The organism is Mucilaginibacter conchicola, assembly GCF_003432115.1.
Lineage (GTDB): Bacteria > Bacteroidota > Bacteroidia > Sphingobacteriales > Sphingobacteriaceae > Mucilaginibacter > Mucilaginibacter conchicola.
This window is the reverse complement of record NZ_QWDC01000003.1, coordinates 403,952-423,518: the sequence shown is the minus strand read 5'-3', so window position 1 is coordinate 423,518 and position 19,567 is coordinate 403,952. Positions and strand designations below refer to the sequence as shown.

Here is a 19,567-nt window from a genome sequence, read left to right as displayed (position 1 = left end):
ACAATCCTAAGGCTTTACCGAGATATCGTTCAGATACAATAACCACGACAGGCGGTAATTATACAGCGCCTTATCAAACACTTCTATCATTGGTTCACAATCATCAGCAACCTGCATGAAAAGTTCTCTCAACTGACTGTAAAGCATTAACTGGATCTTAAAAAGATGTTCAACATCTGTACTTACATGCCGGTTATTGTTAAAATGCAGGTCGATAAGTTCCTGCACTTCTGCAATGGAAATACGGAGCATAGTTATTTCATTTTTTAGGTAGATAAGCATAGCAAGATTGTTGAGCAGTATTAAGTTTTTACCATTTATAAGTTTCCTTTATGTTTACCGAACTATCAATACTTAGCGACGGGATGTTATTATGGTAAGTAAAGTGGAATCCATTTATCAGCTTTATTTTTGATAGATCATACAACTTCCCTTGTATCATATATTCCTCTATGTCGGCCATCAATTGCCTTTTCGGCAAAAACTGTGCACCTACATTAAGATAGTCCTGGTAGGTTAGTTGGCCCTCGTGATCGGCCCGTTCTTTTGCCAGTAATGCTATCAGGAAATCGCGGATAGTTTTTTTACCACCCCATGCCAGGCGTATTTGATTATCTAATACAAACCCATACAAAAAACCTCGCTGATACGATATCTGGATATAGTTGTAACCATCCCAAAAATGCTTTGCAAGAGAATCGGTGTGTAAACCGTTTACAGGGTTTTTATAAAGAGCCTCAAAACGGTTCTTATTTGCTTCGGCCACAAAATCTTCTTTTCCCATCATGCCGGTGCCGGCCAGCAGGTAATAGGTGATATAGTCGTTTACGCCTTCAGAGAACCAGGTATAGCGCTCACCCTCATCTTTAATTCTTAGCTCGCCCCCTATCCATTTATGCGATGTTTCGTGCGCCACTATCATGGTATTATTAAGGGTGTATTTCCCCTGGTATATCATCACAAAACCGTGATTTCCCGCCGCAAAACCGGTATTAACCGTTTGCCCCGGCGTGTAAAAAGGTGCCGAGAAAAGGAAATAAGTGTTTGGCTTTTTATCTTGCCAAAAATCATAAGAGCGCGGAAAAAAGGTGCTAAAGAAAGGCTGCAAAGAGGTTTCCATATCATTGATGGTATCTCTTGCAGATACAATTTCATAATAAGGATTTCCTCTCACTTTAAATTTTTTGATGCGCAGATCATCGCCGTAAAAAAATATCAGGTTATCAAAATCAGCTTTAGGTACTGTTAAGGTCGAATTTAAAGTGGCCTCAGGCGAAAGAGATACGAAATAAGGTAACGCCGGGGGCTTCTGCCCCCATTCTACAATGATGTTCTTTGCCTTAGTACTATCTTGTTTAAGCAGAAAATTAATAGCTTTTATCCTTAACCTACCCGGTTCAATTATAGGTTGAAAGAGTTCATGGATGGTAGCATTCTTTGGATCTATCACCATATTGCCATCAACTTCGTAATGCAATTGATGCCCACCTGCTTTATGATGGCTGATAACTATACTGCGTTTAGCTGAGTCTATTTCAAAAGTACCGCCACCATCAACCTTAATGTGATAAAGCTTTTTGAAAATGCTTTTTGAATTACCTATATCATTAACAAAAGAAAAACTGGTTTTGCCTGCTGTAGCCCGATAACTGATATCGACCGTAAGGATGGTAGATCTGCCATCCCATGAAAGCCTATAAACAGGCGCAGCATCCGTTTCGCTGTAAGCCGCAGTCTGTAAGCCCGAACTTAAAAACACTAACGCACATAAAACCTTTATATGCCTTGCCACATGCCATCGTGTACCCATATCAGCTTAAAAATTATCTGCTCTTCTTAACGGGATCTGAAGATTGGTTGGTCTGTCTTCCTCGGTACCAAAACCCCGGCCATCCACGTTTCTGGCACCCCAAAACATCAGGCCATCTGACAAATAAATCAGGTCGAACTCTTTGAATACATCTCCCTCTGCCAAACCAAATGGCGGAAATGCCTTTTTAAAAATGCTTTGCGTACCGTTAACCTTCCATTCTTCAAAGCCTTTGGTGGCCTGGTTAAGCACAAATGCAAATGGAGCGTATAAAGGTGTTACCTGGTAATCAATATTTGCTGCAAAGTCTACTTTTTGAGCACCTTCGGCAATATCATGTGCCCCCTGCCATAGCATACGCCCATGTATGAAAAGCTTTGCAAGTGCCGTTTTACCGAAAGGGTCTGCGTAATTAATAATGGTTAAATTAAATTCATCATTGTCCCATAATTCAAATGCACGGGTAAGATAGAATGGTTTAAGGCTGCCATCAGCATTCTTTGCCAGGCTGGGCCTCACTTCAACGGCAATGCTTTGCCATAGACCAATTGCTTGTTCTTTTACTTGTTCAATAGGCATAAAGATAGATGTTAATGATTAGTGCCTTAGTAACGCGATCCATATTAACCGGATGTATTACCAGAGCGCGCCATGGAACACAAGCAGGATGCCATATATTAAACAACTAACAATCAGTTATTTATATATAAAAAACTATTACACTTCACGGTATTTCGTGTATGGTGCTATTTCATTTACGACATAGCATAAGCCGATAATGATAAGGTCTGTATTAAGAAATAAATATTCCGTTGAAGGCAGCTGTTACATTATTACGAATAATCTGAAAATCAACTAATGTTTTTTACGAAATAAAGCCGTATTACATTAATACAAAATCACAACAAATTGAAATACAGATAATTGAAAACTGGCACCTGAGTTGAATACTATTCTCCGTTAGTTAATAATAAAACTCCTAAACTATGCTTCGTTCTTTACAGGCAGTTCATGTTACCAGTAAGGCATCTGGCATAGGTGCTTTTTCTTTGCTTATTCTGTTTAAAACCAAACCGTAGTTGTCGCATTACATTCACCCGAGATACATTTTGGCGCTTAGCATTTTTCTGATTGCCATGCTATTTGTAGGCAATAATCAATTGCTTGCGCAATTTGTAATAAAAGGCAGGGTCTTATCGGCCGATAGCAATAGTGTTGGCCATGCTTCAATAAAAATCCGCGGAACTAAAGTTGGTGCCCCGGCAGATTCTGCAGGCTATTACCAATTTAAAACTACCATACCGGGTAAGCAATGGCTTATTTGTTCGGCCATTGGTTATCAAAAGGATAGTGTGTTAATTAATATCAATGGTGACTTTTCCCGAAACTTTATTTTAAAAATCGACTCCGGCAGTTTTGGGGTTGTTAAGGTGAGTGCCGGCAAACCCATACATGAAACCAAACGCGAATACGTTTTAAACGATCTGGATATAGCAACCACAGCAGGCTCTGTTGCAGATGTTGCTGCGGCACTGCAAACCTTTCCGGGTGCTGCACCGGCAGGTAATGAAACCGGGATATTTATACATGGGGGCTCGGCAGAAGAAACTAAAACATTTTTTGATGGCATGCTGGTTAAGAACCCATTTGGTAGCCGCCTGCCCGATATTGCCAACCGCAGCCGGTATTCTGCTTTTTTATTTGAAAAAACCATGTTTACTACAAGCGGCTATAATCCTGAATATGGGCAGGCTATGTCATCGGCAATGCTATGGGACACCAAAGGGCTTGCAGATACTACGTCAACAGAGTTTTCATTGGTAAGCCTGGGCATTGGGGCCGCACATACGCAGCGGTTCAAAAGCAGCTCATTAACTGTAGGCGCTAATTACTATAATTATGCGCTTAACAATAGCGTGGTTAAGCAAAACGTGGCCTGGCAAATGGACCCAAGGCAGTATCAAAGCATGATACACTGGAAGATTAAAACATCGCCTACAGGGATGTTTAAACTCTTTGCAGATTACAGCGATACGCAACTTTCTTTCAAAATAAATAACCCCATAAAAAACCAATGGGAGTTGCTAAGTAACACCAACCGCAATTGGTATGTTAACGCCCATTATACTGATTACGTTTTTAACAGCTGGAAACTATTTGCAGGCGTGGCTTTTAACAATACCGCAGAAAATGGCAGCCTGGTAAAGGACCCATACCATCAACATGACAATGTTTGGCAGGAGAAGATAAGCCTCTCAAAAGAGTTTTTTAAAAACTCTTTGTTCACCGTTGGCGCCGAGCAGTTTCAATCCCAAAGAAATGAGGGTTTTGCCCAACTACAGCGCGGATACAACGATGTGCTTAGCGCGGCCTTTGCGCAACAAGCTGTTTACATCACAAAAAATATATTGGTAGACGCGGGTTTGAGGGCCGAACGCTCAAACTATCTAAACAGGAACAACCTGGCGCCAAGAACATCTCTTTCATATATTCCGTCTAAAGCGCATAAAATTACCGGCTCGTTTGGCAGCTATTATGAGAAGCCCGATGACAGTTTTCTATCTCAAACAGATCAGCTGACATTTGAGAAAGCAAACAATTACGCACTTGAATACACATTTACCAACCAATACAAAAATCTGCGTGTACAGTTCTTTCACAAGCAGTATTCGGATTTAACAAAGATTATTACGCCGGTATTCTCCGGCTTCCAGGCTTTTGGGCCACCTTTACAGATATCAGCCTTTAATAACAGTGGCTCCGGCTATGCTAAAGGCATTGATGTGTTTTGGCATGATGTAGGTACTTTTAACGCACTGGAATATTATATTTCTTACTCCTACATAGATACCAAACGCAACTTTATCGATTATCCTGCAGCGGCTACTCCGCCGTTTGTTTCTAAACACACAGGCAATCTGGTAGCAAAAAAACTGATCATGAACTACCGTGCCCAAGTATCGGCTACGTATACATTTAGCAGCGGCCGCAGTTATTTTAACCCGCTTAATACGGTTTTCATGGGTGATAGGACGCAGGCCAATCATAACATTAGCTTAGGTTTCAGCTATTTGCCGCATATAGGGAGAAGCTACTCTGCAATAAACCTCACCGTGGGTAACATTTTCGGGTTTAAGCAGGTGTACAGCTATCGCTACTCGTATGATGGAGCAAGGCGGGTAACTGTGTACCCGCCGAGTGGTAGAAATATTTTGCTGGCTTTTCTTATCAACTTAGATGGCGGCAATTTTAATCATTGAAAACAAAGCAGCACAATTAAGCTTGTTCAATCAATGGGCCATCATCATAATAGCCCTTTTTTATCTTTAACTTCTTCATTTTTGAATAAAGGGTTGTTGATGGAATATTAAGCTTAACAGCAGCCCCGCCGGGGCCTGATATTTTCCCGCCGGATATCCTCAATACCGAAAGTATATGCTCACGCTCTACCTCGGCAATGGTTTTTACGCCTGCAAGGGGCGCCGACGGATCGGCCTTAAGTAAACAACGCCCGGGAAGCATAATTTCATTAATAACCGTACCCTCATTTAAAACAAGGGTACGCTCTATCAAATGCTCAAGTTCTCTTACGTTACCCGGCCATTCATAAGCCTCAAGTTGTTTACCGGCACGCCTGGAGAGGGCGGGCTTTTTGTTTCCTGAAAATTTAGCTATAAAATGGTTGGCAAGCTGCAATATGTCATCGCGGCGCTCCCTCAAAGGCGGCACTACAATGGGAAAAACATTAAGGCGAAAAAAAAGATCGCTTCTGAAACGGCCTGCCTGCACTTCAAGTTCCAGGTCGCGGTTAGTTGCAGCTATCAACCTAACGTCAGTTTTAATAACACTGCGTCCGCCTATGCGCTCAATTTCTTTTTCCTGTATAGCCCTTAGCAATTTTACCTGCAGATCTAATGGCATCTCACCTATCTCATCTAAAAAAAGGGTACCTCTGTTGGCGGCCTCAAACTTGCCTACGCGTTTGTCATAAGCACCGGTAAAGCTGCCCCGTTCGTGGCCAAAAAGTTCACTTTCTATTAAGTTTGCAGGCAGTGCTGCGCAATTTACCTTAATAAATGGGCGGCCCGCCCTATCTGAGCGCTCATGCAAAGCTCTTGCAACAAGTTCTTTCCCCGTACCGGTTTCGCCTAAAACAAGTACGGTTACCTGCGTAGGCGAAACCTTGGCAACAAGGTTTAATACTTTTTGAATAGCTATACTACTCCCCTCAATACCATACTTGTTAGTCGATATATTTATAACGGTACAATCTAATGCACTTGACTCTTTCATGTTGCAGATTTTTTTAACCCCAATCAATAATTATTTACCCTCATAACACGTAACGATGTGCTTGTACCGGCCAGCACAATGGTTACGCTCTTAGCATTTAATATCTCGTATCCAACGTCCATAATGCTACTCACCATTTTCAAATCATACGTCCCAATTTCATTGCCCGAGGCTCGCTCTTTTATCGTGAATGGGATGATCCTTGATGGTACCTGTTTAGTATCAACCTTAAGTGTTTTAAAAGAGCTTACTGCTTTAAAACTTAAATTATCTAAGAATTGCAGTTCGGGTTTATCGCTTATTTGTATACTTGCCCCGTTTAACCCGGCACATAAATTCACAAACCTTACATTGATAACGCTGTCGGCCCGGTTAAGGGTTGCAATGGTATCCTGTTTATATAAACCGATCGGGTTATTTGGCTCTCCTGCAATATATAATGTACTTATGCTTTCAGGAATTACATTAATGTCCTGCTTCAGTATCGCATTAACAGTGTCCTTCCTGTCAAACATCGCCATAGGCAATGTACCGGCATACCCTCCATACTCATGAAAATTACCCGGGCGGATAGTATCGGCCACCAAAAATCGCAACTTAGCCTCTCTGTTAAAGCTGGGTACAATTACAGTACAATCACTATTAATTGCATTAACAATAGTTAATGATGACGAGGGTATGTAAACCAGTTTTTCCTTTTTACATGAGAAGAGCATATAAACAATGCACAACGCAGCCAATAAATATCTATACAGTTTCATCTCAATTTTTTTTAATTAATTACGACTGGCTTGATGTTTTTACGGCTAATGCCAGCTTAATACGCTTTTGAACATCCAGCAAATGGTATAAGGTAACCGGCTCTTTTGTGCGCGATACTGCTTTTTGAAGTTCCTTTTCAAGCAGTTTCAGATCAGCCTTTATTAGTGATACAGCATCATTTTCTGCAGTTTCATAAACATTCTCTAACACTGCAGACATTGCCCCGAAGTACGTTTTCTGAAGATCGCGCCTGTACCTGTCTTCAACCACACCGGCAGGCATTTTTAGCTCGCGCCAAACCATTTCATGTAGTGTTGATATATAACTTTGCAGAGAAATACACTGATCGCCGAAACGATTATAATTTGTCCTTATCTTGTTGAGTTTTACAATATCCAGTAAACTGTTTAGCGTTTTTAACTGCATTAAGTTGATAAAACGTACAGGATCCTGTCCCTGTAATTGCCCTTGTATCTTATCAAGCACCGCTTTGTTGAGTATCCAGTTTGGCGTTTTAAAAAGCTCATCATCAAAAAAGCGAAGTACATCCTGTTGCAGTTGTAAAGGCTCGGCAACAAAAACCGCATCTTGCTGGCCCTCTTTGGTATTGTTACGGTAGTAGGCACCCACATACTTTAATACATGGTTAAGGTACCGGTAATATTGCAACCTTACCTCATCGTATGCTTCTGTAAGGTTCCTGTTGTTGTTTCCTTCTTCGGCCGTCCATTGCGGTAATCTCGGTAATATGTACTGCAGGTTCTTTATACCATAACGGCTTGCCTTTACAGGGTCGTCACCAAGGTCTTCTGTTTGCGCACGCGGGTCAAACTTCATCTCAGGCGTCTCCCCGTCTCCAAACCACAAACGAGGGTTGGCACTCAGCCGCTCATCAGCCCAACGCCTAACTATCTTCTCGTCTTCATCGGCTGTTTTGGCGCCGCTTGGCTTGTAGCCCCACTCTATTGCCCATTTATCATAATCGCCTATGCGTGGGAAAAGACCCTTCTCTGTTATACCATCTTCGGGCTGTGCAACGTAGTTGAAACGAGCATAATCCATTATGCTCGCCGTATGGCCGTAACGCTCTACAAACGCTTTGTTGCGAAGGCTGTCTACTGGCGTGCGGCTGCTGCTCCCAAAGTTATGCGCAAGCCCAAGCGTATGACCAACCTCGTGGCTCGATACAAACCGGATCAGCTCGCCCATCAAATTATCATCAAACTTTGCATGACGCGCTCGGGGGTCTGATGCACCCGCCTGTATCTGGTACCAGTTATGAAGCAACGTCATTACATTGGCGTACCATCCTATATGTGTCTGGATGATCTCGCCGCTCCGCGGATCGTTCACATGAGGGCCATACGCATTCTGCGTCTCTGACGGAAAATAGTTCAGAAACGAATAACGGGCATCGTCCATGTGCATCGTTGTATCTCCTTCCGGCCATTCCTTTCCTATAATGGCGTTCTTGAAACCTGCCTGCTCAAAGGCCTGCTGCCAATCGTTTATCCCCTGCACCAGGTAGGGCCGCCACCGCGCAGGTGCAGCCGGGTCTATATAAATAACTATGGGTTTCTTTGGCTCTACCAACTCTCCTCGCTCCCACTTCTCTACGTCTGCATCACGAGGCTCTAAACGCCAACGAACTATGAACTTTTTCCAGTCTACACGCTGCTGATTATCTGAAAACGGTAATACTGTATTGGTGAAATAACCTATGCGATCATCTGCATAACGGCGCTGCATGGCTACACGTGGCAGCATAATAAATGATGCATTGGTTTGGACATTGAACCATCCCATGTATCTGCCTATTTCAGACTTGTACGTAGCAGAAACGGTGATCTTAGTGTTTAACGGGTAAGTGGCTATCTCATCAATGTAAAAATCTTTTCCGTCCTGGGCTTTTTTATCAATGGCAGATGAACCAAGATCGGTAACCAAAGAGTTCTTCTCTTTAAACCACTGCGATACATCTACTAAATAAGACATCCCCCCGGGGCCATAGGCAACAATAGGTAACGACTTAAGAATAGGGTTTCCCAAAGACCGGTTTACTGCCTGTGATATGGCATTTCCCTGTTGAGTATCTGTGGCAACTATGTTATTTCTTATAACCAAAGTAGAATCGGCCCCAACCTCAAACTGAATGGTTTTCTGACTCAGTTCTTCGCCCGCGTAACTCTCTAAATTAGCGCTTACACTTGCCAGCCTGCTAAGTACTAAAATATCGCGATGCAGAAGAGAATCCGGTATCTCAAAGTACACAGTATCTTTATACTTGTGTATGGCAAATATCCCTTTGAAAGTCTTAAAATTGCTATTCACAATTTTTTTATATGCCTGAACAGTCTTTCCAGATTTTTTCTTTGTTGATTGTTTTTTCTCCGGTTTATCTGCCCGTACTGCTTTGTATTTAGACGTATCCGGCATTTGCGGGCTGCGTGGCACACTTTGCGCCGATGCTAAATCAACCCTAAAAAGCAATGCCAGAAGTATTAAAAGTACTTTTATACCACGTTTACTAATGTTGTTGATCATGAATTTTTCTGATTAATGTTTTAAGGTTTTTAGATCAATAGCCTTTAAAGTTGCGCGGATCCTGGCCTGATAGTTTTTGAAGCGAAATAAAAGGCGTGCCACCCACTAAATCTTGCGCCGTACCGGCACGATAAGCAGAAAGCCTGTCCCAACGGAGTATAACCGGTATTACAAAACCACCTTGCTGCCTTAATTCATAATTAGTTTGATAAGTGGCTAAACCACTCCTGTTACTGCTAAGATCTATCAGCAAACCACTGTTGTATTGATTTGCCCAATTGCTTAAAAGAGGGATAGCAAGTGGTTTTAATGTTTGTATCATTTTAACCAATACAGAATCTGCCGAGGCATCAGGCAAGGGCACCCGGATAAATCTCTTTAAACCATCATTGGTCTCCAATTCAATCTGGGTTGAAGCAAAATTTAAACCGGCAGGCCCTGTTGATAACTTTTGAGCAGCCAAAAAGCCACCATCATGATACTCCTGTAAACTGCTCAGTTCAGGCATTTTGTTTCGCTCGGGCTTTTTAGCACCGTCCATACATCCGCATGAGCCTGAAAGGATAGCAGCAAAAAGTAATGCTTTAATAATTTTAATGTTATTTGTTTTCATAATATTTTAATTGTGTAATGATCAGATCTCTTTGTTATTAAGTGTACTTTGTATACGTGCCTGCATATCCTGGAAATGGTAGCGTGTAAGCGGGTCTTTTGCCCTTGGGATAGCCCGCTTTAGCTCTGTGGCCAGGGTTTTAAGATCTGCCTTGATAAGCGAGATGGCATCGTTCTCAGAATCATCCGCATTGTCGGTCCTTGATAGAACATCCAGCAAGGCCCCGTAGTAGCCTTTTTGTAAGTTGCGCCTGTAGGCGTCTTCTTTTATATTGCCCGGGCCTTTCAACTCATTCCAAACATACCCGTGTATTGTAGAAAGATATTGGTTGAGCGGAAGCGTTTCTTTAGGAAAACGTTCCATGTTATTGCGTATTTGGGCAAGCTTACGTGCATCTAACAGGCTGTTTATGACTTTTGCCCGCAGGTCGTCAATAAAACTGTTTGTCTCAACACCGGTTACTCTATTTGTAATTTCGGGGTTTAGCAACCAAACGGGTGCTGTAAAGATCTCCCGGTTAAAAAAAGACAAGGCTTGTTTCTGCACGTTTAGCGGGGCCGATACAAACACAGGTGCTTTTTGCCCCTCGGCTATATTGTTACGATAGGTGGCGCCACTGGTATATTTAAGAACATGAGCCATGTATTTAAGATACTGGGCTTTAGCCGCCTCATATACTTCGCTAAGGTTTTGTGTGCTGCGGCCATCCTCAAGCGTCCATTTTGGCAAATATGGAAGCACCTTTTTTAAATTATTAATGCCCAGCAAACTGGCCTGTATGGGGTCATCGCCCATATCATCAACCTGGGCCCTTGGGTCAAACTTCAGGTCTTTTGATTCACCATCACCAAACCATAGTCGCTTATTTTCAGTTAGCCTGCGATTGGCCAGCTGGCGCATAATTTTTTGATCGGCATCGGCATTGTTTGCGCCTGAGTTTTTGTATCCCCACTCAATAGCCCAGGTATCATACTCGCCAATTCGCGGAAGAATACCACTCTCAGTTACACCATCTTGTGGCTGGGCAACATAGTTAAACCGGGCAAAATCCATAATGCTGGCAGTATGCCCATACTTGGCCAGGTATTTTTTATCCCTAAGCTTATTAACCGGTGTGCGACTGCTGCTGCCATAGTTATGGCGCAAACCAAGGCTGTGCCCTACTTCGTGGCTTGCTGCATAACGTATTAGCCTGCCCATCAATGCTACATCAAAACTGGCTTTGCGGGCTTGCTGGTCATTTATCCCGGCCTGTATCATGTAATTATCATGAAGTTGCTTCATAAGGCCGGCATTCCAACCTATGTGTACTTGTAAAATTTCGCCGCTTCGAGGGTCGTGTATCTCGGGTGGGTAAGAACCAACACCATCAGATGGTATGTAATCAATAAAAGAATACCTTGCATCATCCATGTGCATAGTTGTATCCGCAGCAGGCCATTCTTTACCTACTATGGCGTTCTTAAAACCTGCTTGTTCAAAAGCTTTTTGCCAATCATTAATACTTTGGATAAGAAATGGTCGCCACTGTGCAGGCGTAGCCGGATCCAGGTAGATCACTATGGGCCTTAGCGGTTCAACCAATTGCCCCTGCTCCCATTTTTTCTGGTCTTGCTTACGGGGTTCTAATCTCCAGCGGGTAATAAATCGTTTCCACTTCACCCGCTGCTGATCGTCAGAAAAAGGTAAAACACTATTTGAGAAATAGCCTATCCGCTCATCGTCATAGCGCCGCATCATAGGCGCACGCGGCAACATCAAAAACGAAGCATTAACCTGCATAGACACAGGCACTTTATCTGCCCTTAAAGTTAAATTATGGCTAACGCCTATCTCTACGTTTAAGGGGTAAGCGTGCAGGTAATCTATTTGATAGTCTTTAGGATTATCTGCATGCTTTGATGTATCTCTTTCAAATTTTGTATCGGTTAAAAATCCTTTTTGTTTTATAAGACCGGTAACGTCTACTACATAACTGGTACCGGCCCGGCCAAGTGCTGCAATAGGTAAAATGGCCATTGTAGGCCTTAAGTTGGCATTTTGTACGGCCTTTGAAATATTACTGGCCGGAGTGGCTTCGGTTGCAGCAAGATCATACTGTATAAGTAGTGTAGAATCTGGGCCCTTCTCAAATACAATGGTTTGGCTGCCCATATTTTCGCCGGTATAGGCATTAATGCCATAAGATGCCTGCGTAAGCCGCTGAATAAAGAGTATCTGTCTTGACAGTATAGAATCTGGTATTTCAAAAAGCAGGCTGTCTTTACTTTGGTGAACAGTAAATAAACCTGGCTTTGAGCGAAAATTTTTGCTAACAACCTCTGTATAAGGCTTAAGTTTTGTTACAACAGCTTTTGCTGTATCCTTACGGGCAGTATCTTTCTTAATTAATTTTAAGGGCAGGTTATCCGGTATACCGGGTATGGTTTGGGCCATGCCGGCAAAAGGCGCCACCAGCATTGCCAAAGCAAAAATTAACAACAGGTGCTTTATTCTAATATTGTGTTTCATTGTTTAGTTTTTTCAATAGTGTTTATAGTTTTTTTTTTATTGAGGCAAACCAGCCCCCATCCGGCTTAGTTTTAACCGGGCTGAGGCGTGACAATGCCCTCTGTGTTTTGTTAATTATAACCGGGGTTTTGCCTTAAATTGGGGTTAGCCAATAGCTCGGGCCGGGGTATGGGGTATAAAAGCTGATAGGATTGAAAAGGCGATTTTATACTTATTGCCCCCAATACACTTTGCGCTCTGTTGGTGCGCTTCAGATCAAACCACCGGTGCCCAAACTCGCCAAAAAGTTCAACCTGGCGCTCATGCTCAATAGCTAACAGCATATCAGCCATATTTGAAGCACTTTTAGATGGCAAACCAGCCCGCGCTCTTATTACATTAAGGTCAGTTGCTGCCGCCGCAAGTTTCCCGAGATGGGCCCGGGCTTCTGCCCTTATTAGATATTGTTCGGCAAGGCGCATAACAGTATATTCCTGTTCGCCCTCTACACCTACCGTGTTCACTTCATGGTACTTCTTTATATAATAAGTTATAGCGCCGTACCATGGAGATACATTGGGGCTTTCGATATAGGATGTCCAGAAAGCCTTACGCTGGTCATCCTTTTCAAAGGCAGATAACATTTGTTTGGTAAGTGTTTCTGAAGGGTAGAAAAGCTCAGCGAAATTTGTATAATCATCAGGATGATCCAGATAAACGCTTTCCAGCCCGTAGTTGACTATGTCATCTACCCATCTTATTGCAGGCACAAAGTGGCGCCTCTCAGGTATACGGTAGTCGCTATAATTTGTAGTTGTTGCAAACTGCAATATGGCTTCTTGGCTTGTTTTGTCAAAAACATGATCAAGAGCATCAACCAGACTAAAGTTTCCACCATCAATCAGTAACGATGCTTGCTCCTCAGCCTCCTTCCATTTTTGGCGGTATAAATATACCCTGGCTAACAAAGCCGTAGCGGCATACTTGTTGGCATGCGTTTTATCGGTATTGGCCAGGGCATAATCGCTGCTTAGTAATGTTTGTGCTTCTTTTAGGTCTTTTTCAATTTGATCATATACCTCAGCCTGGGCTTTGCGGGGCAATAATGCATTAACTTTAAAATCAGTTGTAAGCACTAATGGTACATCGCCAAAAAAATTAGTAAGATAAAAATAACAGAATGCGCGTAAGAATTTGCTCTCGCCGGTTAGTTGGTTACGAACAGGGGTTGTAAACGTTCCGGATGTTGAAGCGGCTGCCTGTTCAATAATAGTATTTAAATAAAAAATTTGCTTGTAGGCTGGCACCCAAAAGCATAAGCCAGGTTCGGCGAGGTCAACGTAGAGGTCATTACGTTGAAAACTTAACAGAGAGCCGGTCACATCACGTGTTGTAAACTCATCTGCAGACAAGCCTGCATATAATGTTGTAGCACCATTGCCAAAATTCAATCGTGAGTCATACATCATACTGGCATACACGCCCGCCATTGCCGATAATGCAGACTCATCAGTTCTATAAGTTTCTTCGTTAGTAATGGTTTTAGTAGGCTTGCCAACATCTAAAATCTTTTTACAACTAACACTACAAACTGCCGAGCATGTGATAACGATGATGAAAAACCTTTTTAAAGTATTTGTATATTTCATGTTGATACGTTAAATAGATTACAGTGAAGCGGACAAACCGCCTGTTATTGTTCTGAAAGGTGGGATAGCATTTGTACCCTGCACTTCGGGGTCAAGTCCCCGGTATTTAGTTATAAGGAAGATATTCGATCCGCTTAGTTTTATACTTAAGCTATTAAGGCCCAGTTTTTTAACCCACTTGTCGGGCATTTGGTATGCACATTCTAAAGCAGATAGCCGTATATAACTTGCATCAGTGTAACCAGCATCTGAACTTTCAATGCTACCTCTTTTGCTGCCGCTGCCAATATTTGAAAGCCTGGCCCTTATAGCCTTATCTCCGGGATGTTGCCATCTTTGTTCAAATAAGTAAGCAGGCAGATTACCGGTTATACCTGCAAATGTTGCTTTTTCAGAAATAAACTCGGGTGAAATACCTATTTGTTTCTTTAATATAATATTTGCGTATACAGATAGCCTTTTGTAGGTAAACGTATTAGCAAGACCTATATCAAATTTGGGTGTTGTGCTGATGGGTATATAATAATCGCCGGTACCCGGGGCCTCCAAGTTATAGCGAATACGCCCATCATGATCACGATCTTCAAAAGTATAGAAACCGGTTAACGGGTCTACTCCTGTATACTTTGTAACATACTGCACATCTAATGACTTACCTATTTTTAGGGTTGAGGCGTATGGCGATTGCTCAAGATTAGGATAAGCAAGCAAATAGTTTTTATTAAAACTATAATTTGTGCTTAAGTTCCATTTAAAATTTTCTTTATTGATCAGCGTACCCGAGAAAGAGAATTCCCAGGTGCGGTTTTGTACATCAGCAGGCGAGTTGGCTACAACGCTATTGAAGCCTGTTATAGAAGGTGTTAGAAAATCAAGCAGTTGGTTATTACAGCGCGATAAAGAGTAAGCTACGCTAAAGTTTAAGCGATCATCAAGAAACGCCAGGTTTAAACCAACTTCTTTTGAGCGGTTAACCTGCCATTGAAAATAAGGGTTAGGCTGGATAAGCGGCAGCAATGGTGCTACGCCGCCGTACGATGGAAGCGGCTGTATGGGGTAATTACCATACTGCGACAGATACTTATAATCAGCAACCGGATCGCTGCCCGAAATACCTATGCTGGCATGAAAATGCGCGCTGCTCACAAAAGCAGGCAACCAGCTTTTTATCCATTTTTCCTGTTCTGCATTCCAGGATAAGCCAATAGACCAAAAATTGCCAAATCTGTTATTTTCTCCAAAATGGCTGCTGCCATCTCTTACACCGTTTAGGTTTAAATTATACTTAGCGTTATCAAAACTTACTGTTGCCTGCGCAAAAAAACCAAGGTACTTGTATTTAGCAAATTCATCGTCGCCAGCAACTATTGAGGCGCCTACAATTGAATTAAGCAATGCATCGTTTGCGTAACCTCGCCCCCTTAAAGTTGAATAACCAGAATATCTTTCCTCATACCTGGCTCCACTTAAAAAATTAAATTTAGCCTTGCCAACTAAAAAATTATATGACAAGTTGATCCGTGCAGATTTATTGCCGGCATCTGAAGTTGAAAATATTGACTCGGCCACCGGTTTATCGGCAAGCGTTGGATCTTGGGATGCCAAGGGTGTTTTTTTGGTTGTTTTGCCTTGCGCCAGGCTATAACCCAGTGTGGCATTTAGGTCGAGGCCTTTTAAAATTAAATACCTTGTTGTAAAACTTGCCGATAGTGTGTTGCCGCGCGAGTCTACCGGCCTAAGCAAGCCTGCAAACGGGAACGAGCTTCTGGCCGTACCCCATCCCGCCCAATTCAGATCCCCTTTATCCGTAAAAGCGGCAGGTGCATTTGGTGCAAGAGCAGCATTTGCTTCAACGTTTATCTGGTTTACGTGATACAGCGCATAGCTTGCTATTAAATTGTAAGATAAGCGCTGATCTGCCGTTTGGTTGCTTAAGTTTATTGACAAGCTACCTCTTTGGTTAACGCCGCTTACAGTAGTAAGATCTTTTGAACTGCCGTAATCGCCACTTATAAGATAGGTATGCAGTTTATCGCCGCCGCTTATATTACCGCCAATTGATGTATTGTTGGCCGTACCGCCAAGTAAATATTTTCCCCAATCGGTATACCTGTTTTGATCAAACACAAAAAGTTCAGGGGCATTCAAGGGTGTTGGCGCTATTCCGTCATTTGCGAAAGCTTCTCTGCGCGTAGCCAGGTATTGAGGCGTATTCAACCTCTGTTGGATCACGGTTACAAAATTTACACCTCTGTTTATATCAAATCCTATTGTTGGCGCACCGGCTTTACCTTTTTTTGTGGTGATCAAAATTACGCCGTTTGCACCACGGCTACCATAAATAGCGGTAGCATCGGCATCTTTAAGCACCGATATCGACTCAATGTTCTTGGCATCCAAACTAAAAAGCGGGCTTATACCGCCGGATGGTAGTAAACCAGCCTGGTCGTAACCTGCGGAAAATGCCGATTGTCCTATTGTACTTGCTGCTTGCGGGCGAATGTCGAGAACACCGGCGGGCACACCGTCAATTATATAAAGCGGTTCGCCGGTAAAACTTTCGTTAATACCTTTGCGGCCCCTTATTTCTATCTTAACAGGTCCGCTTGCCGAACCGGTTATCGGCGTTACCGTAACCCCTGGCACTTTGCCCTGCAACGCAAGCAGAGGGTTCATTACCGGCCTTTTAGCAATTTCATCACCGCTAATTACGGTAACATCACCTGTTGATTCTCTTTTGGTAGTTTTGGTATATCCCTGTACAACAACCTGGTCAAGCTCGTTGCGCGCTTCTTCCATCACAACATCCAAAACAACGTTATCCTGCCTGTCAGAAATTGCTTTCTTTACAGGGTTATAGCCAATAAACCTAAAAACCAGGCTATCTTTACCTCTGTTTGTTGTAATAAAATACCTACCCTTACTATCAGTAGTAACGCCTTTATTATTACTAAGAAACAACACCGTTGCCCCAATCAACGGCTTTGCGTCGCTGCTGGTTACAAACCCCGTCACTACTACAGAGTCTTTTCCGTGCGAATCTATTTTTTTGGGTTTTTCGGGTAGTTTCAGCTTTATTACCACCGTATGCTCAGTGATCTTATAGGTGAGTTGCTGCCCGGCAAGGCAAGCCTTAACAGCATCATCAATAGATGCTTGCTTGATATCAATAGTTACCGGTTTAGCCGTGCGGCTTGCCTCGGCATCTATTAAAAAATCATACCCGCTTTGTATGCGTATTTTTTTGAGCACGCTGTTTAGCGCCTCTTTGTTTGTTTTTAAGGTAATGTTACTTTGGCCGTAGCTTTTATAATTGGCAAAGGCAAGCAAAATAAACAAACCCAGTTTAAAGCATTTTAACAGGTAATGGCTACAAAATTGCCCGGTAAGTTTCTTACAATAGGTTAAGTAAAATTTATCCATCTATAATAGTTTGGGTACAGTTTAATGTAAAGAGCAATTACTAATGGGCCTTATGCCCGGTGCATATCACATAACAACGATGCTTCTGTCATTAATTTTAAAGTGAACCTTTCCTGATTCTTCCAGGATACTGAGAATAGCAGATAGCTTTTTTGATTTAACGATCTCAGCATCAATCCTTAGCGCTCGTTGAGCATCCTGCTGATAAGTTATATCAACATCATACCATCTTGATATCTTTCGCATTACGCTCTCAAGTGTCTCATTCCTGAAAATAAAGTCGTTGTTTGTCCAGGCTGTAGCTTCGTCAATATCAGCCTGTTTTACAGAGAATTTGGTTTTCATTAAAACAGCCTGCTGCCCGGGTTGCAGTATTTCTGTATTTGAGCTGTTTAGCCCGGCAACTTTTACTTTACCCTCAAGCAGTGTGGTTTTTACCGAAGGCTCGTCGGCATAACTATTAACGTTGAAGTGCGTACCCAATACGGTAACTGATTGTTGGGCTGTTTCTACAATAAATGGCTTGTTTTTGTCTTTAGCTACTTCAAAGTAACCTTCACCGGTTAATTGTACACGCCTCTGGTTGCCTTTAAAGGCAACCGGGTAACGCAACGAGGAAGATGAGTTGAGCATTACCTTAGTACCATCGGCCAGGGTAACAGTATAAATACCACCGCGTTTGGTAGCAATCTCGTTGTACGCCATGGCCCCGCCATCTGTAACCCGGCCTTTTTGGTAAGCAATAGCACCATCAGTAGTTTTAGAAACAGCCTCAGCTTTATCATAACTCAGCGGCCCTTTTGTTGCAGCGTCAAGATCTATTTGTTTACCATTTGAAAGCTTAAGCACGGCGTAGTTGCCGCCGGGTAGTATCTCTTTATAAGGTTTGGGTTGATAGGTTATTTGTGTTACCGGCTGCTTACCAAAATACAGCCAACCGGTAACGGCTATAAATATAAGGATAGCGGCGGCGGCTGATAGTTTAGCCCATAGCGGTATTTGCTTACCGTCTGTAACAGGAACAGATTGGCGGCTGATAATATTCTGATATAAGCGCTCCCGTAGTTCTTCAACACTTTCATCGCGTTGCTCAACCCATGTGGTATCATCAAAGGTATTGTACCATTGATCAAACTCAGCTTTCTCCGTTGCTGACATCCGGCCACTAAGCCATTTATCAGCCAAAAAGCGCAATCTGTTTACTTGTTTGTTATCAGGCATAATTAGGGTCTCTAATTATGTAGCCATACAAAACCCTGATAACCCTTAGTGAAGAAATATATTTTTTACGTTTTTTTAACAAAAACACCCAAAACGAACCAAATGAGCATAATCCGATTTACAAATAGTTAACAAGAATTATCAGTAACGTCTCAGCTCACAACAGCAAGCCTAATAAATTACCAAATTCATCCCTCAGTTTTTTCCGGGCTTTGCTCAAATGTGCTTCAACCGTTTTTACAGATATATCCATTTCATCTGCTATCTGTTTCTGGGTTTTGCCATCATAGTGCTGCAGTTGGAATACCAGGCGGCATTTTTCAGGTAATTCGCTTAATGTTATTGCAAACCGACGTTGCAGCTCATTATAATCAAGTAATTGTAAAGTTGTTTCGTCAAAATCTTTTAAGTTAACTGCTGCATCTTTCTCAAATTGTGACTGTCGCGCATGTTTGGCCATACGGTTAAGCACTTCAAACTTAACGGCTACTGCAAAGTAATTATCAAAGCCCTTTTGTAGTTGAAAGGTATGGCGGCGGCGCCAAAGATTGCTGAACACATCCTGCACAATCTCTTCGGCTTCCATGCTGTTATTTAAACGCTTGCGGGCAACAACATATAGCTTTTGCCAGTAGCGTTCATATATAATTTTGAAAACAGCTTCGCTATCAGCCTTTAGCAAGTTGGCTAACTCTATATCAGGCAGTTGAAGCAGATGTGCCTTATGCATTTAATTACAATAGCTTAATAGGGTTAGATTAT

Annotated in this window: 13 protein-coding genes; 1 reads left to right on the top strand and 12 read right to left on the bottom strand. The window is 42.4% G+C overall.

The annotated features are described in order from the left end of the window. Nucleotides 1-6: 6 nt before the first annotated feature. The 3 genes from D0C36_RS18495 to D0C36_RS18485 are packed head-to-tail and all read right to left on the bottom strand — an operon-like array spanning nt 7 to nt 2,389. Nucleotides 7-282 (bottom strand): hypothetical protein, encoded by a 276-nt coding sequence (locus tag D0C36_RS18495; RefSeq protein ID WP_117393139.1) that lies wholly within the window; start codon nt 280-282, stop codon nt 7-9. Between the two features lie 28 nt (nt 283-310). After that, complete coding sequence (locus D0C36_RS18490; protein WP_117393138.1) at nt 311-1,810, bottom strand: M61 metallopeptidase family protein; 1,500 nt, start codon at nt 1,808-1,810, stop codon at nt 311-313. A 6-nt stretch (nt 1,811-1,816) separates the two neighbouring features. Further along, on the bottom strand, nt 1,817-2,389 hold the full coding sequence (locus D0C36_RS18485; protein WP_117393137.1) for a hypothetical protein: 573 nt from the start codon (nt 2,387-2,389) through the stop codon (nt 1,817-1,819). A 557-nt stretch (nt 2,390-2,946) separates the two neighbouring features. Here D0C36_RS18485 and D0C36_RS18480 point away from each other — a divergent pair. Next, nucleotides 2,947-5,070: a TonB-dependent receptor gene (locus tag D0C36_RS18480; protein ID WP_117393136.1), complete on the top strand. Its 2,124-nt coding sequence runs from the start codon at nt 2,947-2,949 to the stop codon at nt 5,068-5,070. Between the two features lie 16 nt (nt 5,071-5,086). On the opposite strand, the gene D0C36_RS18475 is transcribed toward D0C36_RS18480, so the two are convergent. The 9 genes from D0C36_RS18475 to D0C36_RS18435 all read right to left on the bottom strand — a co-directional run bounded on the left by D0C36_RS18475 (nt 5,087) and on the right by D0C36_RS18435 (nt 19,535). Continuing rightward, entirely contained in the window at nt 5,087-6,103 is a 1,017-nt protein-coding gene (locus D0C36_RS18475; RefSeq protein ID WP_117393135.1) for a sigma-54 interaction domain-containing protein, read from the bottom strand. 23 nt (nt 6,104-6,126) lie between these two features. Beyond that, entirely contained in the window at nt 6,127-6,864 is a 738-nt protein-coding gene (locus D0C36_RS18470; RefSeq protein WP_147322039.1) for a hypothetical protein, read from the bottom strand. A gap of 19 nt (nt 6,865-6,883) precedes the next feature. Next, entirely contained in the window at nt 6,884-9,409 is a 2,526-nt protein-coding gene (locus D0C36_RS18465) for a zinc-dependent metalloprotease (protein WP_117393133.1), read from the bottom strand. Between the two features lie 34 nt (nt 9,410-9,443). Next, nucleotides 9,444-10,022: a hypothetical protein gene (locus D0C36_RS18460; protein ID WP_117393132.1), complete on the bottom strand. Its 579-nt coding sequence runs from the start codon at nt 10,020-10,022 to the stop codon at nt 9,444-9,446. A 21-nt stretch (nt 10,023-10,043) separates the two neighbouring features. Next, entirely contained in the window at nt 10,044-12,533 is a 2,490-nt protein-coding gene (locus D0C36_RS18455) for a zinc-dependent metalloprotease (RefSeq protein WP_117393131.1), read from the bottom strand. A gap of 110 nt (nt 12,534-12,643) precedes the next feature. After that, nucleotides 12,644-14,161 (bottom strand): RagB/SusD family nutrient uptake outer membrane protein, encoded by a 1,518-nt coding sequence (locus D0C36_RS18450; protein ID WP_117393130.1) that lies wholly within the window; start codon nt 14,159-14,161, stop codon nt 12,644-12,646. Between the two features lie 18 nt (nt 14,162-14,179). Further along, complete coding sequence (locus D0C36_RS18445; protein ID WP_117393129.1) at nt 14,180-17,584, bottom strand: SusC/RagA family TonB-linked outer membrane protein; 3,405 nt, start codon at nt 17,582-17,584, stop codon at nt 14,180-14,182. Nucleotides 17,585-17,650: 66 nt separating this feature from the next. Further along, complete coding sequence (locus D0C36_RS18440; protein ID WP_117393128.1) at nt 17,651-18,805, bottom strand: FecR family protein; 1,155 nt, start codon at nt 18,803-18,805, stop codon at nt 17,651-17,653. A 157-nt stretch (nt 18,806-18,962) separates the two neighbouring features. Further along, nucleotides 18,963-19,535, bottom strand: coding sequence for an RNA polymerase sigma factor (locus D0C36_RS18435; RefSeq protein WP_233524519.1), 573 nt, complete (start codon nt 19,533-19,535; stop codon nt 18,963-18,965). Between the last annotated feature and the right edge of the window lie 32 nt (nt 19,536-19,567).